This window comes from uncultured Pseudomonas sp., from assembly GCF_943846705.1.
Taxonomy (GTDB): domain Bacteria; phylum Pseudomonadota; class Gammaproteobacteria; order Pseudomonadales; family Pseudomonadaceae; genus Aquipseudomonas.
Genome location: NZ_OX044366.1, coordinates 1,288,451 through 1,301,705 on the forward strand (window position 1 = coordinate 1,288,451; position 13,255 = coordinate 1,301,705).

The following is a 13,255-nucleotide window of genomic DNA, read 5'->3' on the forward strand; positions in this document are numbered from 1 at the left end:
TGCCCGGCCGATGGGCAGTGTTGTCACGGAGTAAATCGAGCCAGAGTTGCAGCTAAGCGCCCAACAACGCCGGTGAATGTCCGCCTATGCTGGCTTTGCGCCTGCACTCGGCAGCCAGTGCTGCTACCCTGTAGCCCGGCAGCGGTCGGTTTGACTGCTGTACGAGTAAGGCAATCCCGTCCTCGTGCGCGCCACGCGCGCCACACGTTATAAGGAGTCCCCCATGGGTCAAAACTCTCCGCCGGAAATACCCCCGCAACCTGCAGCGGCCACTCATGATGGTATTCCGGCACCTTCCGGCGAAGCTAACCTGATCGATACCGACTACGTAATCGGTCAGGACAACATCAAGGGGCAGTTCTCGTTTGCCCTGGATATCCATGGCAAGGTCTTCACCATCTCGGCACTCACCATAGTGTTGTTCGTCGTGCTTACCTTGGCCCTGCAAAATCAGATCGAGCCACTGTTCAGCGCCATCCGCGGCTGGATCACCGGCAACCTGGCCTGGTTCTTCCTTGGCTCGGCAAATATCTTTGTGCTGCTCTGTCTCGGCCTGATCGTCTCGCCACTGGGCAAGGTGCGTCTCGGCGGTAAGGACGCCACAGCCGATCACAGCTACATCGGCTGGTTCTCCATGCTGTTTGCTGCGGGTATGGGCATCGGTCTGATGTTCTACGGTGTAGCTGAGCCGATGTCGCACTTCTCGTCGGCCATGGGCGGTGTCAGCGTCGGTGCCGATGGTGTGCGCACCGACTGGGCACCCCTGGCCGGTGCTGCCGGTGATGCCGAGGCGGCTGCACGCTTAGGTATGGCCTCGACCATCTTCCACTGGGGTCTGCACCCTTGGGCGATCTACGCGATTGTTGCGCTGGCGCTGGCATTGTTCTCGTTCAACAAAGGCCTGCCGCTGTCGATGCGCTCGATCTTCTACCCGATTCTCGGTGAGCGGGTGTGGGGCTGGCCGGGGCATATAATCGATATCCTCGCGGTATTCGCCACCCTGTTTGGTTTGGCGACGTCGCTCGGCCTGGGCGCTGAACAAGCAGCGGCGGGTCTGGACCAACTGTTCGGGATTGCCGCTACAGATCTCAGCAAGGTCTTGCTGATTATCGGCATCACCGCAGTCGCGCTGTTGTCGGTGCTGGCTGGTTTGGACAAGGGCGTTAAGCGCCTGTCCGAGCTGAACATGGGCCTGGCTATATTGCTGTTGCTGTTCGTCATCATCGCCGGCCCAACGCTGGCCATTCTCACCGGCTTCTTTGACAACCTCGGCGCTTACCTGCAACACCTGCCGGCGCTGTCCAACCCGGTCGCCCGTGAAGATGCCAACTTCAGCCAAGGCTGGACGGCCTTCTACTGGGCCTGGTGGATCAGCTGGTCGCCGTTCGTCGGCATGTTTATCGCGCGGGTCAGCCGTGGCCGCACCGTACGTGAGTTCCTGATTGCCGTACTGCTGGTGCCGTCCTTGGTGTCGGTATTGTGGATGACCGCCTTCGGTGGCACCGGTATCAGTCAGCTGGTCGGCGACGGCTTCACCGGTGTGCAAGATGCTGCGCTGGAGCTGAAACTGTTCGCCATGCTGGGTGAGCTGCCATGGACAGCGATTAGCTCGTTTATCGGCATTGTGCTGGTGATCGTGTTCTTCGTTACCTCGTCGGACTCCGGTTCGCTGGTGATCGACACCATCACCGCCGGCGGCAAGGTCAACGCGCCCGTGCCGCAGCGGGTGTTCTGGGTGATTATCGAAGGCGTAATCGCCATCGCCCTGCTGCTGGGCGGCGGCTTGGTGGCCCTGCAGGCCATGGCGGTGTCGACCGGTTTGCCGTTCACCATTGTGTTGTTGGTGGGCTGTATCTCGATCGTCAAAGGCTTGATGAGCGAACCGCGCTAAGCACAGTTGTTAGGCAGTACAAGAGCGTGCCTTCGGGCGCGCTTTTTTGTGCCCGTTGTGCAGGGTGACACCGGCCACCTGTAGGAGCGGGCTTGCCCGCGATGCTTTCCTAGCCGGCTTGCGGGAGAGGGCACAGAGAGCAATCGTAGGATGGGTTGAGCATAGCGATACCCATCACTTGGCTATTTGATCGATGTGTTCGGCACGCCATCGTGTGTGCTGATGGCTTGGGTTGCGCCCCTCTCAGGCACGTTACTTTTTCTTGCTTGCCCAAGAAAAAGTAACCAAACAGAAGGGCACCCCGACATCCGGCCCCGCCTGCGGCGGGGTACGTTCACGACATTATTGCTCCAGGGGCCCGCTGCGAAGGGCCATCCCTGGCCCATCGCAGCTCTTGCGACATCCATGCCGCACGACCACTTCCGCAACGATTCTGTTCATCCTACTGACGGGGCAATTGGCGAGCGTCTGCAATAGTTGTGTAGATTTCATATGAGCCGAAATACAGAGGTGTTTCACACCGCCATAATTTGCCGCTTGAAGCGGTAGCATAAGGCGTTAAAGTTGATGGCTTTGTTAAGTTTTTTTCATGGCAGAGTAATGTGAAATAATTTTGTCATTAAATTTTAAGAGTAGCTTTGTTCTTTTGGCATGATTCAGTTCCAGCTCTCTATTTTCTGCGGAAAATTTACCTTGTTTGTAGATTAAATTTTGAAATTCATATACCTGCTGTGCGAGCCTGTACATTGGTTTTGAGTGTATTCCTGTACAATTTTCGAACTCTATCGGCTGATTTATATTATAGATTGGTTCTACTCTATCCAAATGTTGAAAATACAATATGCCTTTTCCTGAAGGGTATGGCGTAAGAGTATTTTTCGCCAAGTATGAATCAAAGCTGTTGTAATCGCCGACGAAGCCTGATTGAAATCTCTTATCTTCGGACTTGGCCATAATTGGTTGGTAAAGGTGTATGGAGGGTTTGATTATTTGTTTTCTTATAAGTGGGTGCTTGATTTTTCTTGTGATTGAAAAGTCACTTGTATGCAACATGTAAGGATTTTCTCCGTCAAGCATAGTGAAACAGCTTTTAGGGAAAGGGAAACCACAACGAGCGGAAAACAAAAAATCACTGGACATATTTATGATCAGGATATTGTTTATTCTTAACCCCATACAAGAGGGTTGGCTATGAAATATTAGTGATTCTGCTCCTAGGGCATTTAAGCCTAACCCGTCACCAGCGATTGGGTAAATAGCGATCATTCGATCTTTTTGGCTAATTCTTGTATTTACATGGAATCTAGGTTCGATGTTAGTTGGGTTGCCTTGGATGAAATGATATGCAATCCAAAGCCCTATGCGAACCTTATCCATCCAATCCATGAAGTCAATATATTCAATACTAGTGAGTGCTCCTCTATCAAGTAGCGTCAGCACATAGAATTTAGCTCTTCCTTCAAGTCTTGAGTATTCCGTATTGCAAACCTCACACGCTGGAACACAGAAATTCAACCAATCAAATCTAATCATTCGACCGTCTTTAAAATTAGTGCCAAAATTTACAACTCGTTTTGGGTCTCCAGTTAGCTCAAGCAGCCACTGAGGAAGTATGTGCTCTCGATTCTTTTTTTCTGGTGGATTTCCACAAAAAACACAGAATCTATTAGAGACCATTCTTGATTTCCATTGATGTCTAACGTTTGGTTAAGGGGCGGGCTTTAGCCCATCTCGAGCGAAGTGAGTGGCTACCACTGTTAGGCTTTACTCGATTTCGCCTGCAGATGTACTGGGATTTTGTATTTCTCGATGGCATCAGGATTTTTCTGTGCGAAATGGAAAATGAATTCGGCCAAGTCTGATGTGAGCTTCCTTAATAATTTTTCTAACTCTAAAAGCTCTGATTTTTCCAAGTGCAGCGATTCTTTGAACTGTATGTGTGGGAAATTTATTTCGCCATCGAATACTCGGAATGTACTCGATCTGAAGTGCATTTCATTTTCATCTGAGTGAGCGAAGACTTTTCGGCGTAAAGTTAAAATTTTTTCTACAAGCCGTTTTTCTTCCTTACTCTGTTTTATGCCTACAACTCCGAGATTGAGGGTGGAGCCGCCGCGAGATTGTTCGAGCGGGCGAGCCATGGAAACTATGGTAGTAGTTTCATAGCACCTAAAACGACGCAGTTCTATCTTTGAGTAATTCTTATCAAAATCACAGTCTTCTAAGAGAAATGTCAGCGCTGACAATGCTTGCTGAAAATCCCAAAGTGAATAGATGGCCCTGAGTAACTGCGGTTCAGTGAGCATTTATAATGCCTAACTATTAATTAGGTGACAGGTGTTGCGCTTATACGCGGCACTTGTCGCACAATTTTCTTGTCGTCGTTTAAGTCCTTGTTTGGCTGAAGGTGGTCGCGGCAGGGCGACATCATCTAGAGAGAAACGCGACAAGGAGGACGGCAAGCCTGAGCTGCTGGGGTAATGCATGCTGGCACGCTTGAGCCAGAAGCTAATTCATTCGAGACGATGCTGTCCATGGCGGAGTGCGGCCAGGTTTTGCCTTTGCCCATTCTCTTTCACTTGAGATATCAGCCACACGCCAAGACCTCGTCAGGAGGCCGAGTGGAGGTGTTGCGTAGGGGGACGAGCCGCATGGATGCGGCCGAGAGGCTTAATGGGCCAGGGATGGCCCTTGTAAGCCGGCCCCCGGAGCAATACCGGAGCGAGGGTAGTTGAGCGCAGCGAAGCCCGGATGCAGGGGCGTGTTTCTTTTGCTTACTTTTCTTTGCACGGGCAAAGAAAAGTAAGGCGCCCGAGGGGGCGCAACCAAAACTTCAACACACTCGCTGCAATGTCGAGCGCCAAGCTCAAGCCAAGCAATGATGGGTATCGCATTGCTCAACCCATCCTACGTAGTGCGCCACAATATCCGATACCGAGAGTGCCGCTCCGACAGGGTTTGCGTAGCGCCTGGCTCAACTCCACAACTCACCCAGCGGTGTTTCCGCCGAGTAATGGGTGGCCACCTGCGCCTGCAATAACTCAGCGGTGGCCAGGGCATCGGTCAGGGCGTGGTGCGCTTGGTAGGCGGGCAGGTTGTAGCGCAGGCGGCTGTCGGCCAGGCGGATGGATATCGGTTGGCGGCCTAGCAGGCGGTCGAACCAGCCGGGCTGGCGCTTGGGGTATAGGCGCGCTTCCAGTTGCATGGTGTCGATCACCGGGAACTGCAGACCCTCACCGATCTGCTGGCGCAGCGCCTGGTCGAGGAAGCTGCGTTCGATGCTGCGGTAGTGCACCACCATCACCTTGCCGGCCATGGCCGTTAGCAGTTCATCGAGTATCTGCTCCAGGCGTGGGGCGTTTTGGATGTCCGAGTGGGTGATGTGGTGGAAGGTCACCGACTCGTTGCTCAGCTCACTGGCTGGCTTGACCACCCAGTAACAGGCCTCGCCGCAGCGGATGCGCTTGAGGTTGAAGGGCAGCAGGCCGAGGCTGACGATGGCGTGCTGGCTGGCGTCGAGGCCGGTGGTTTCCACATCCAGGGCCAGCAGCGGCACCTGTTCCAGTGGCGTGTCAGCGGCTACGCAGCCGGCTTGATAGAAGGCTTTCAGGCGAGGGTCCTGAGCGCTGGCGGCGAGGCTGGCAAATCGCGCCGCCCAGTCCAGCTGCGGGTTTTGCGCGGCGGCAGTCGGCGCGCTCATAGGCTTTTGCCCGGCTGGGCGGGGTAGCGAAAACGCATAAATTTCTGTGCGTTGCTGAGTACCTGAAAGGCCTCCTTGAGGTTGTGCCGATCTGTGGCGGAGACTTTTTCCGGCTCGATGTAGTTGTTCGGCTCGCGGCCCTCGGCTACGGCTACGGCCTGATGGCGGATCCGCACCATGCTGAGAAACTCGAGGGCGTAGCGCAGTTGGCTGATGGCTTCCGGCTGCAGCAGTTTGGTCTGGGCGATGGCATCCAGGCGATCCAGCGAGTTCTGCGCCTTGCTGCCGCAGGCCAGGGCGTGCACGCGGATCAGGTCGGTGAGCGGTGCGGTGCCACGGCCTTTGAGGTTGATGATGTGCTTCTGCTGGCCGTCGGTTTCCATCACAAAGGTGCGGAAGAACCCCAGCGGCGGCGTGCGGTTGAGCGCGTTACGCGCCAGGGCGGCGAGGAAGGCGGGGGCGTTGCTGGCTTTTTCGGCGAGCAGTTCCTTGAGGTTTTCCGCCAGTTCGATTTCGCCGTGCACGCCATCGAGGTCAAAGAAAATGCAGCTGTTGAGCAGGGTTTGCGGGTTGGGCCGGTCGATCCATTGGCTGAAATAGTCACGCCAGACCTTGAGCGGCTGCCGCCACTGGCGGTTCGTGGCCATGATCCCGCCTTTGCAATAGGTGTAGCCGCAGGCGGCCAGGCCATCGCTGACGAACTTCGCCAGCTCGGCAAAGTAGCCGTCATGCTGCTCAGGATCGAAGCGATCATCGAGAATCAGCGCGTTGTCCTGGTCCGTCACCACCAGCTGTTCGTCGCGGGCCATGGAGCCGGCGGCGAGAAAACAGTAAGGCACCGGCGGCGGGCCGAGCTGTTGTTCACCCAGCTCCAGTAGCCGCTGGGTAAAGGCGCGGCCGATGCCGGCCATGGCGCTGCCGATCATATGTGCGGTGGCTTGCTCGTTGGCCATGCGCACGAAGGTGCCGCGCAGGTCGGGGAGCAGGCTTTGCAGGCCGGCGACATCCGGCTGGTTGAAGATTGAATTGACCAGGTACAGGCTGCTTTGCGACTCGTAGCGAATGATGTCGGAGAGGTTGATCATGCCGACCGGGCGACGCCGATGCACCACCGGCAGGTAGTGAATGTTGTGGCGTAACATGCTCAACATGGCTTCGAACACGCTGTCATCAGCGCGGATAGTGATAGGATTTGGCGACATCACCTGTCCGATCGGGGTCGCCGCATCGAGGCCGACGGCCAGTACGCGGGTGCGCAGATCGCGGTCAGTGAGGATGCCGACCATGGCCGCGCCTGGCTCTTCACCGTCAAGAATCACCAGCGATGAGACGCCTTGCTCGGTCATCAGTTGCGCCGCCTGTTGCACCGGCGTGTGCTGGCTGGCACAGACCGGCTGACGGGAGATCAGCTTGCGCACTTTGACCTGGATCAGGTCACTGGCTTTACCCTGGCTTTCCACCGCGGACTTGAGGCGAGACTGGCCCTCGGCCTCGACGAAGTCGGCAAAGCTTTCGTGTTGCTCACACAGCTGGGTGAACAGGGCGCCGGGGATGAAGTAGACCAGGCTGTCTTCGATGGCGCGGGCAGGGAAGCGCACCTTGTTGCTGCGCAGCAGGCCGGCTTGGCCAAAAATGTCGCCTTCACTCAGGCGGTTATACAGCTCACCGTTGCGCCGGTAGATTTCCACCGCGCCGCTGCGCACGTAATGCAGGTCGTGGATGGCAGCGCCGTACAGCAGGATGTCGGTGCCGGCCTTGAAATAGGCCACTTCGACCTGGCTGGCGATGCTGTCGAGGCTTTCCTCGGGCAGAGCTTCGAAGGGCGGGAAGCGATTCAGGTGATCGCGGATTTCCAGTATTTCGATCTGCATGGGTGCCTCGCGGGTTGGCTGGCCCTACAGGATACGAGCATCCCGGCGCGGTGTCCCCTTGCGGGACGTTACCGGGTGTTCCGCTCGGCAGCGCCGGTCGCTACCTGGATTTGCGGGTGGCCTGCAGCTTGGCCAGCAAGGCTTCACTTTGCACGCGCTGCTCGGTTTCGCTGAGTTGCGGGTTTTCCAGCACGTTGTCGAGTTGTTCGATCAGCTCGCTCTGTCGGTTTATGTGCTCATCGAGCTTCTCCAGCCTCTTCTGGTTGCGCCAGCTCCACAGGGCCAACGCGCAGGCGGCCAGCAGCACTGCCGCGAGCATGATCATCGTCAGGGTGTTCATCAGGGCTCCAGGTTTTTGTACATCAGCATGCGCGGCAAAGTAACAGCGCCAAGCGTCAGCGTCTGTGCCTGCTGCACAGAAAATCCCTGGCGGGTAAAAAACACCTGAGCGAAGGCGGCATCACTATTCAGCTCGCGGGGCAGGCGCAAACCCAGGCGTATTCAAGCGTTCCACGTGAAACCCCTATGGATGCTGGCTCTCAGCCCATGCCTAGGCATTTTCTGGGTGAGTAGGGCGGGTTGCTCAGCGCTAATTGAGCTTCCGTCCATTAAATTAAATGTTATGTTATAACTATTACTTGCCATGCCTGATCAACGCTGGAGTCACCTGCTATGCCCAACCGCCTTCCCGTAACCGTTCTGTCCGGCTTTCTCGGTGCCGGCAAAAGCACCTTGCTTAACACCATCCTGAAAAATCGTCAGGGCTTGAAAGTTGCAGTCATCGTCAACGATATGAGCGAAATCAACATTGATGGCAGCGAAGTTCAGCGTGATGTCAGCCTGAACCGCGCCGAAGAAAAACTCGTGGAGATGAGCAACGGCTGCATTTGCTGCACCTTGCGTGAAGACCTGCTGGAGGAGGTCAGTCGTCTGGCCAACGCTGGCCGCTTCGATTATCTGCTGATCGAGTCCACTGGCATTTCCGAGCCGTTGCCGGTGGCTGAAACCTTCACCTTCCGTGGTGAAGATGGCCAGAGCCTGGCCGATGTGGCGCGCCTGGACACCATGGTCACGGTGGTCGACGGGGTGAATTTTTTGCGTGACTTCCATGAGGCCGAGAGCCTTACCAGCCGTGGCGAATCCCTCGGCGAAGAGGATGAGCGCTCGATAACCGACCTGTTGATCGAGCAGGTGGAGTTCGCCGACGTGCTGCTGGTGAGCAAGATTGATCTGATCAGCAGTTACGAGCGTGAAGAGCTGATGGCCATTCTGCGTGGCCTCAACAGCCACGCCGAGATTCTGCCGATGGCCATGGGCGCGGTGCCGTTGGCGAAAATCCTCAATACCGGCCGCTTCGACTTCGAGCGCGCTGCGCAGGCCCCGGGCTGGCTCAAGGAGCTGCGCGGCGAGCACATTCCCGAAACCGAGGAATACGGCATCTCTTCCAGCGTATACCGAGCGCGGCGGCCGCTGCACCCCGAGCGCTTCTTCAACTTGATTAACCGTGAATGGAGCAATGGTCGGCTGCTGCGCTCCAAGGGCTTCTTCTGGCTGGCCAGTAAGTACCAGGAGGCTGGCAGTTGGTCGCAGGCCGGCGGCCTGATGCGCCATGGGTTTGCCGGGCGCTGGTGGCGGTTTGTGCCGAAAGCACAGTGGCCGGAAGACCAGGAGGGTCTGCAGACGATCATGCAGCACTGGCACGCCGAGGTCGGTGATTGCCGCCAGGAACTGGTGTTTATCGGCCAGAACATCGACTTCGCACAACTGACCGCTGAGCTGGACGCCTGCCTGTTAACCGATGCCGAAATGGCCTTGGGCAGTGACGCCTGGCGGACGCTGCCTGATCCGTTCGGCCCTTGGCATGAGGAGGTCGCCTGATGCTGGCGCCGGTTCTGCGACCGCCGCTGCAGCAGGTCAGCAGCGAGCAGATCGAGGTGCTTGGTGAGGTGCTGCGTGATGAGGTCAACCTGGCTGTCTGGCAGCGCCAATTGCCAGCGCCGGTCAGTGATTTCGCCACCGCCTTGCTCGCCCAGGGCGAGCCGTTGGGGCACGCCATCGTGCTGGAGCTGGGCAACCCGGAGAGTACGCCGAACCTGAGTGGGCTCGTCGATCGTTACCGCGATCTGCCGGGGCAGGCGGCCTTTGTTGCAGACATTCGCTGGCTGGTCAGTGCGTTTGCTTGCCTGTTTGACGCAAAACGCATCGGCCTGCGCCTGCGTATTCTCGACAACGCGATGTGCCCGCGTTTTCACGTCGACCATGTGCCTGTGAGGCTAATAACCAGTTACGCAGGGGCAGGCAGTGAGTGGTTGGCCGAGGGCGTGATGGCTCGCCGTCGTCTGGGCGATCCGGCGGCTGAGCCCAGCGATGCTGCACTGATCGAGCGGGCCAAGGCTGGCGATGTGTTGTTGGCCAAAGGCGAGCGCTGGATCGGTAATGAAGGGGCTGGGCTGATCCACCGCTCGCCGTCGCCCGCGTTGGCTGAGCGGCGTTTGTTACTGACTCTGGATTGGTTGGCCTAGCGCGCCATCCACACGCCTCTGCTCTGCTTCTCGCAGAAGGGCTTGAGGTAGGTGGCGTCGCTGGCGACACCGTAATAGTGCACGTCCTGTTTGTAGAGTGTGCCGCCGACCGTGGCGTTACGGCAGACGCCGAAGGAGCCCATGGGGCACTGCTCGACAAACTCGACGGCGACCTTCTGCCCTTGTAGCTGCGGCTGGCAGAAACCGGTGCGAAACAGGTTGGGCGGGATGCTGCGGTTTTGCTGGCAGACCTTCACATCCAAGCGCTCGGCCTGGCTACGCACCACGCAGGCTTCACCCCAGGCCAGGCTGGACACAGTAAACAGACTTAGCAGCAGAAAAACGCGCATTGAGCGACCCTCTGAAAATATGCCGGCGACTCTAGCACGCAGGCTTTAATCAGTCTGCGGGCTGCGTTGGGGGTGGCGCGGCTAGGGCGGTAGAATGGCCACAGCCGCCACCTTCCTTGCCGATGGACAACACAACCTGCGCCCATGCTGAAAAATATCCCCACCCATGTTATTGCCGGCCCGCTCGGTGCCGGCAAGACCAGCCTGATTGGCCATTTGTTGGCGCAACGGCCCGGCCACGAGCGCTGGGCGGTGCTGATCAATGAGTTCGGCCTGATCGGCCTCGACGCGGCCCTGCTGGCAACTGATGACGACGGCGTTGCCCTCGGCGAGGTGGCGGGCGGCTGCCTGTGTTGCGTCAATGGTGTGCCCTTTCAGGTCGGCTTAAGCCGCCTGCTGCGCCAGGCCAGGCCGGATCGGCTGCTGATCGAGCCGTCTGGTTTAGGTCATCCCCTGCAATTACTCGAACAACTGCGCCAAGCGCCCTGGGCTGGCGTGCTGGCGGTGCAGCCGCCCTTGCTGGTGCTGGACGCCCAGGCGCTGGCCGCCGGTGAAGCCCTGCCGCAGAGTCAGCAGGCAACGCTGAACTGTGCCGGGCTGTTGCTGCTGAACAAGGCCGAAGGCTTGGACCAAGCGACTAAAGTGCGAATCCAGGCGCAGCTGCCGGCACGCCCGTTGTATTGGACCCGCCAGGGCCAGCTGCCGTTGGCGCAACTGCCCGGCTTTAATGCTCAGGCCCAGGCCCAGGCCGATGCGCTGATTGAGTTGGCGGATGCTGCTGCGCCGTTGCCGCAGCTATGGCGCCGCCCAAGTGAGCCGATTTGTCAGATTCAGCAGCAGGCCGAAGGCTGGAGCATCGGCTGGCGTTGGCACCCCAGCCAGCAGTTTGAGCGGGTGCAGGTTGAACAATGGCTCAGTCGTTTGCCCTGGCAGCGCGCCAAGTTGGTGCTGCACACCAATGCCGGCTGGCTGTCCGCCAATGCCTTGAATGGCCAGGTCGTGCATTGGCGCAACAGCGAATGGCGCAAGGACTCGCGCCTGGAGCTGATTTTTAGCGAAGCGCAGGACAGCGCTGCCTTGCAGCGAGGGTTTGCCCAGTGCCGTCTGCCTTGAGGCGCAAGGCTGGCGACTCTTGATAAACTGCGCGCACTTTTTTCTGGATAAGCCCCATGCAACTGCTTTCTTGGTCTCACGACTGCTCGGCCGGCTTCACCCTGCGCGGCTGGCACTCGCCACCTTCGGGTAAGCCGTTGCTGCATTTTCTGCATGGCAACGGTTATTGCGGGCGGGTGTATACACCGCTGCTGCAGGCGCTGGCCGAGGATTTCGACCTGTGGCTGTGCGACGTGCAGGGCCATGGCGAGAGTGATCATGGCGGGCGTTTTCACGGCTGGAACCGCAGTGCCGAGCTGGCGCTGGAGGCGTTTGCGCTGGGGCGTGAGCGTTTTGCCGATGCCCCGGTGTTTGCCGTGGGCCACAGCTTTGGCGGGGTGTTGACCGGGCTGATGCTGGCCCAGCAGCCGCAGCTGTTTCAGCGCGCGGTGTTGCTCGACCCGGTGCTGTTCAGCCCTGCGATGATTGGGGTCATGGCGCTGTCCGATGTGGTCGGCCTGAACCGCCGTACCACCCTGGCCAGTAAGGCCCTGAAGCGCCGCAGCAGCTGGCCGGATCGCGCCGCCGCCCATGCCGCACTGCACGGCCGGGGCATGTTTCGCGGCTGGACCGAAGAGGCGTTTACCGCCTATATCCAGCACGCCTTGAAAGACAGCGAGCAGGGTGTCGAGCTGAAGTGCCGGCCAAGTCGTGAGGCGGATATCTTCAGCTCCTTTCCCAAGCGTCTGTGGTCGTCCCTGGGCAAAGTCAGCACCCCGACTCAGGTGCTGTACGGCCAGCACAGTTACCCTTTTGTGGCCAAGTCAGTGGCGCGCTGGTGCGCCCGCAATGCGCATGTCAGCGCCCATGTGGTGGCGGGTGGGCATTGCTTTATGCAGGAGCAGCCGGTCGACAGCGCGGCTCGCGTGGTGCACTTTCTGTTGCAGCGTGATTAGCCCTCGATGAGCGCGAGGCTGTGCGCGTTGTCGGTGCTGGCCGCCATTGAGTCGGTCTAAGCAGGCCTATTTTTCAAGGAGTTTCCATGATGCGTTGGTTGTGTGCCGCCTTGTTGTGTGTCGCCGGTCAAGCTTCTGCTCTCGAATGGCTGGATCAGCCCGCAGTGGCCAAGGTGTTTGAGGACGCGGGGGTGCAGGGCACCTTTGTCCTCCACGAGGTGGGCAGCGAGCAGGTGCAGGGGTATAACCGCCAACGAGCCGAAACCCGCTACCTGCCAGCGTCCACCTTCAAAATCCCGAATACTCTGATTGGCCTTTCGACTGGGGCGGTTAGCAGTGTTGATGAGGTGTTCCCCTACGACGGTGAGCCTAAATTCCTCAAAGCCTGGGAGCACGACATGGGCCTGCGTGAGGCGCTCAAGGTGTCCAACGTAGCGGTCTATCAGGTGCTGGCGCGGCGCGTTGGTTTAACCACAATGCGCAGTCAGGTCGCGGCGCTGGATTACGGTAATGCTGAGATCGGTGAGCAAGTCGATCAGTTCTGGCTCAAGGGGCCATTAGCAATCAGCGCGGTTGAGCAAACCCAGTTCCTCGCGCGCCTGGCCCAAGGTCAGTTAGCCATTGCTGAGGATATTCAGGTGACGGTGCGTGAGATCAGTTTGCTTGAAGAGCAGAGCGGCTGGCGCCTGTATGGCAAGACCGGCTGGGCAACCGCCGTCAAACCGGGTGTTGGCTGGTGGGTGGGCTGGCTGGAGCAAGCAGGTAGGGTCTACAGCTTTGCCCTGAATATGCCGATGAACGACTTGCAGGATGCCGGCAAACGCGTCGAATTGGGCAAAGCCAGCCTCAAGGCACTCGGCCTGTTGTAGCGAC

12 protein-coding genes are annotated in these 13,255 nt (G+C 58.3%); 6 read left to right on the forward strand and 6 right to left on the reverse strand.

The genetic code is table 11. The annotated features are described in order from the left end of the window. Positions 1 to 223: 223 nt before the first annotated feature. Positions 224 to 1,891, forward strand: coding sequence for a BCCT family transporter (locus Q0V31_RS06180; RefSeq protein WP_298185699.1), 1,668 nt, complete (start codon positions 224 to 226; stop codon positions 1,889 to 1,891). A gap of 576 nt (positions 1,892 to 2,467) precedes the next feature. Here the strand turns inward: Q0V31_RS06180 and Q0V31_RS06185 are convergent. From Q0V31_RS06185 to Q0V31_RS06205, 5 genes are all read right to left on the reverse strand, one after another. After that, complete coding sequence (locus tag Q0V31_RS06185) at positions 2,468 to 3,568, reverse strand: hypothetical protein (protein WP_298185701.1); 1,101 nt, start codon at positions 3,566 to 3,568, stop codon at positions 2,468 to 2,470. Between the two features lie 80 nt (positions 3,569 to 3,648). Beyond that, the gene (locus Q0V31_RS06190) at positions 3,649 to 4,197 is read right to left on the reverse strand and encodes a hypothetical protein (RefSeq protein WP_298185703.1); all 549 of its coding nucleotides are present in this window, start codon (positions 4,195 to 4,197) and stop codon (positions 3,649 to 3,651) included. Between the two features lie 668 nt (positions 4,198 to 4,865). Next, entirely contained in the window at positions 4,866 to 5,591 is a 726-nt protein-coding gene (locus Q0V31_RS06195) for a 3'-5' exonuclease (protein ID WP_298185704.1), read from the reverse strand. Further along, positions 5,588 to 7,462, reverse strand: coding sequence for a DUF294 nucleotidyltransferase-like domain-containing protein (locus Q0V31_RS06200; RefSeq protein ID WP_298185705.1), 1,875 nt, complete (start codon positions 7,460 to 7,462; stop codon positions 5,588 to 5,590). The genes Q0V31_RS06195 and Q0V31_RS06200 overlap by 4 nt, the downstream gene beginning before the upstream one ends. Before the next feature lie 100 nt (positions 7,463 to 7,562). Further along, positions 7,563 to 7,802, reverse strand: a complete 240-nt coding sequence (locus tag Q0V31_RS06205; RefSeq protein ID WP_298185709.1) for a hypothetical protein — start codon at positions 7,800 to 7,802, stop codon at positions 7,563 to 7,565. A gap of 332 nt (positions 7,803 to 8,134) precedes the next feature. On the opposite strand from Q0V31_RS06205, the gene zigA reads away from it, so the two are divergent. Further along, the gene (gene zigA, locus Q0V31_RS06210; RefSeq protein WP_298185713.1) at positions 8,135 to 9,340 is read left to right on the forward strand and encodes a zinc metallochaperone GTPase ZigA; all 1,206 of its coding nucleotides are present in this window, start codon (positions 8,135 to 8,137) and stop codon (positions 9,338 to 9,340) included. Next, positions 9,340 to 9,984 (forward strand): DUF1826 domain-containing protein, encoded by a 645-nt coding sequence (locus tag Q0V31_RS06215; RefSeq protein WP_298185715.1) that lies wholly within the window; start codon positions 9,340 to 9,342, stop codon positions 9,982 to 9,984. The genes zigA and Q0V31_RS06215 overlap by 1 nt, the downstream gene beginning before the upstream one ends. On the opposite strand, the gene Q0V31_RS06220 is transcribed toward Q0V31_RS06215, so the two are convergent. Next, a complete protein-coding gene (locus Q0V31_RS06220) occupies positions 9,981 to 10,334 on the reverse strand; it encodes an NADH:ubiquinone oxidoreductase (RefSeq protein WP_298185717.1) in 354 nt (117 codons plus the stop codon). The two genes, Q0V31_RS06215 and Q0V31_RS06220, sit on opposite strands and share 4 nt — an antisense overlap. 144 nt (positions 10,335 to 10,478) lie before the next feature. On the opposite strand from Q0V31_RS06220, the gene Q0V31_RS06225 reads away from it, so the two are divergent. From Q0V31_RS06225 to blaOXA, 3 genes are all read left to right on the forward strand, one after another. Next, positions 10,479 to 11,447, forward strand: a complete 969-nt coding sequence (locus Q0V31_RS06225; protein ID WP_298185720.1) for a GTP-binding protein — start codon at positions 10,479 to 10,481, stop codon at positions 11,445 to 11,447. Positions 11,448 to 11,503: 56 nt separating this feature from the next. Beyond that, entirely contained in the window at positions 11,504 to 12,382 is an 879-nt protein-coding gene (locus tag Q0V31_RS06230) for an alpha/beta hydrolase (protein ID WP_298185722.1), read from the forward strand. An 86-nt stretch (positions 12,383 to 12,468) separates the two neighbouring features. Next, positions 12,469 to 13,251, forward strand: coding sequence for a class D beta-lactamase (gene blaOXA, locus Q0V31_RS06235; RefSeq protein ID WP_298185725.1), 783 nt, complete (start codon positions 12,469 to 12,471; stop codon positions 13,249 to 13,251). Positions 13,252 to 13,255: the final 4 nt, after the last annotated feature.

Excerpts from the sequence above, each read along its gene's own strand:
- Q0V31_RS06180 (WP_298185699.1), top strand. The coding sequence starts at position 224 with ATGGGTCAAAACTCTCCGCCGGAAATACCCCCGCAACCTGCAGCGGCC.
- Q0V31_RS06185 (WP_298185701.1), bottom strand. The coding sequence starts at position 3,568 with ATGGTCTCTAATAGATTCTGTGTTTTTTGTGGAAATCCACCAGAAAAA.
- Q0V31_RS06190 (WP_298185703.1), bottom strand. The coding sequence starts at position 4,197 with ATGCTCACTGAACCGCAGTTACTCAGGGCCATCTATTCACTTTGGGAT.
- Q0V31_RS06195 (WP_298185704.1), bottom strand. The coding sequence starts at position 5,591 with ATGAGCGCGCCGACTGCCGCCGCGCAAAACCCGCAGCTGGACTGGGCG.
- Q0V31_RS06200 (WP_298185705.1), bottom strand. The coding sequence starts at position 7,462 with ATGCAGATCGAAATACTGGAAATCCGCGATCACCTGAATCGCTTCCCG.
- Q0V31_RS06205 (WP_298185709.1), bottom strand. The coding sequence starts at position 7,802 with ATGAACACCCTGACGATGATCATGCTCGCGGCAGTGCTGCTGGCCGCC.
- zigA (WP_298185713.1), top strand. The coding sequence starts at position 8,135 with ATGCCCAACCGCCTTCCCGTAACCGTTCTGTCCGGCTTTCTCGGTGCC.
- Q0V31_RS06215 (WP_298185715.1), top strand. The coding sequence starts at position 9,340 with ATGCTGGCGCCGGTTCTGCGACCGCCGCTGCAGCAGGTCAGCAGCGAG.
- Q0V31_RS06220 (WP_298185717.1), bottom strand. The coding sequence starts at position 10,334 with ATGCGCGTTTTTCTGCTGCTAAGTCTGTTTACTGTGTCCAGCCTGGCC.
- Q0V31_RS06225 (WP_298185720.1), top strand. The coding sequence starts at position 10,479 with ATGCTGAAAAATATCCCCACCCATGTTATTGCCGGCCCGCTCGGTGCC.
- Q0V31_RS06230 (WP_298185722.1), top strand. The coding sequence starts at position 11,504 with ATGCAACTGCTTTCTTGGTCTCACGACTGCTCGGCCGGCTTCACCCTG.
- blaOXA (WP_298185725.1), top strand. The coding sequence starts at position 12,469 with ATGATGCGTTGGTTGTGTGCCGCCTTGTTGTGTGTCGCCGGTCAAGCT.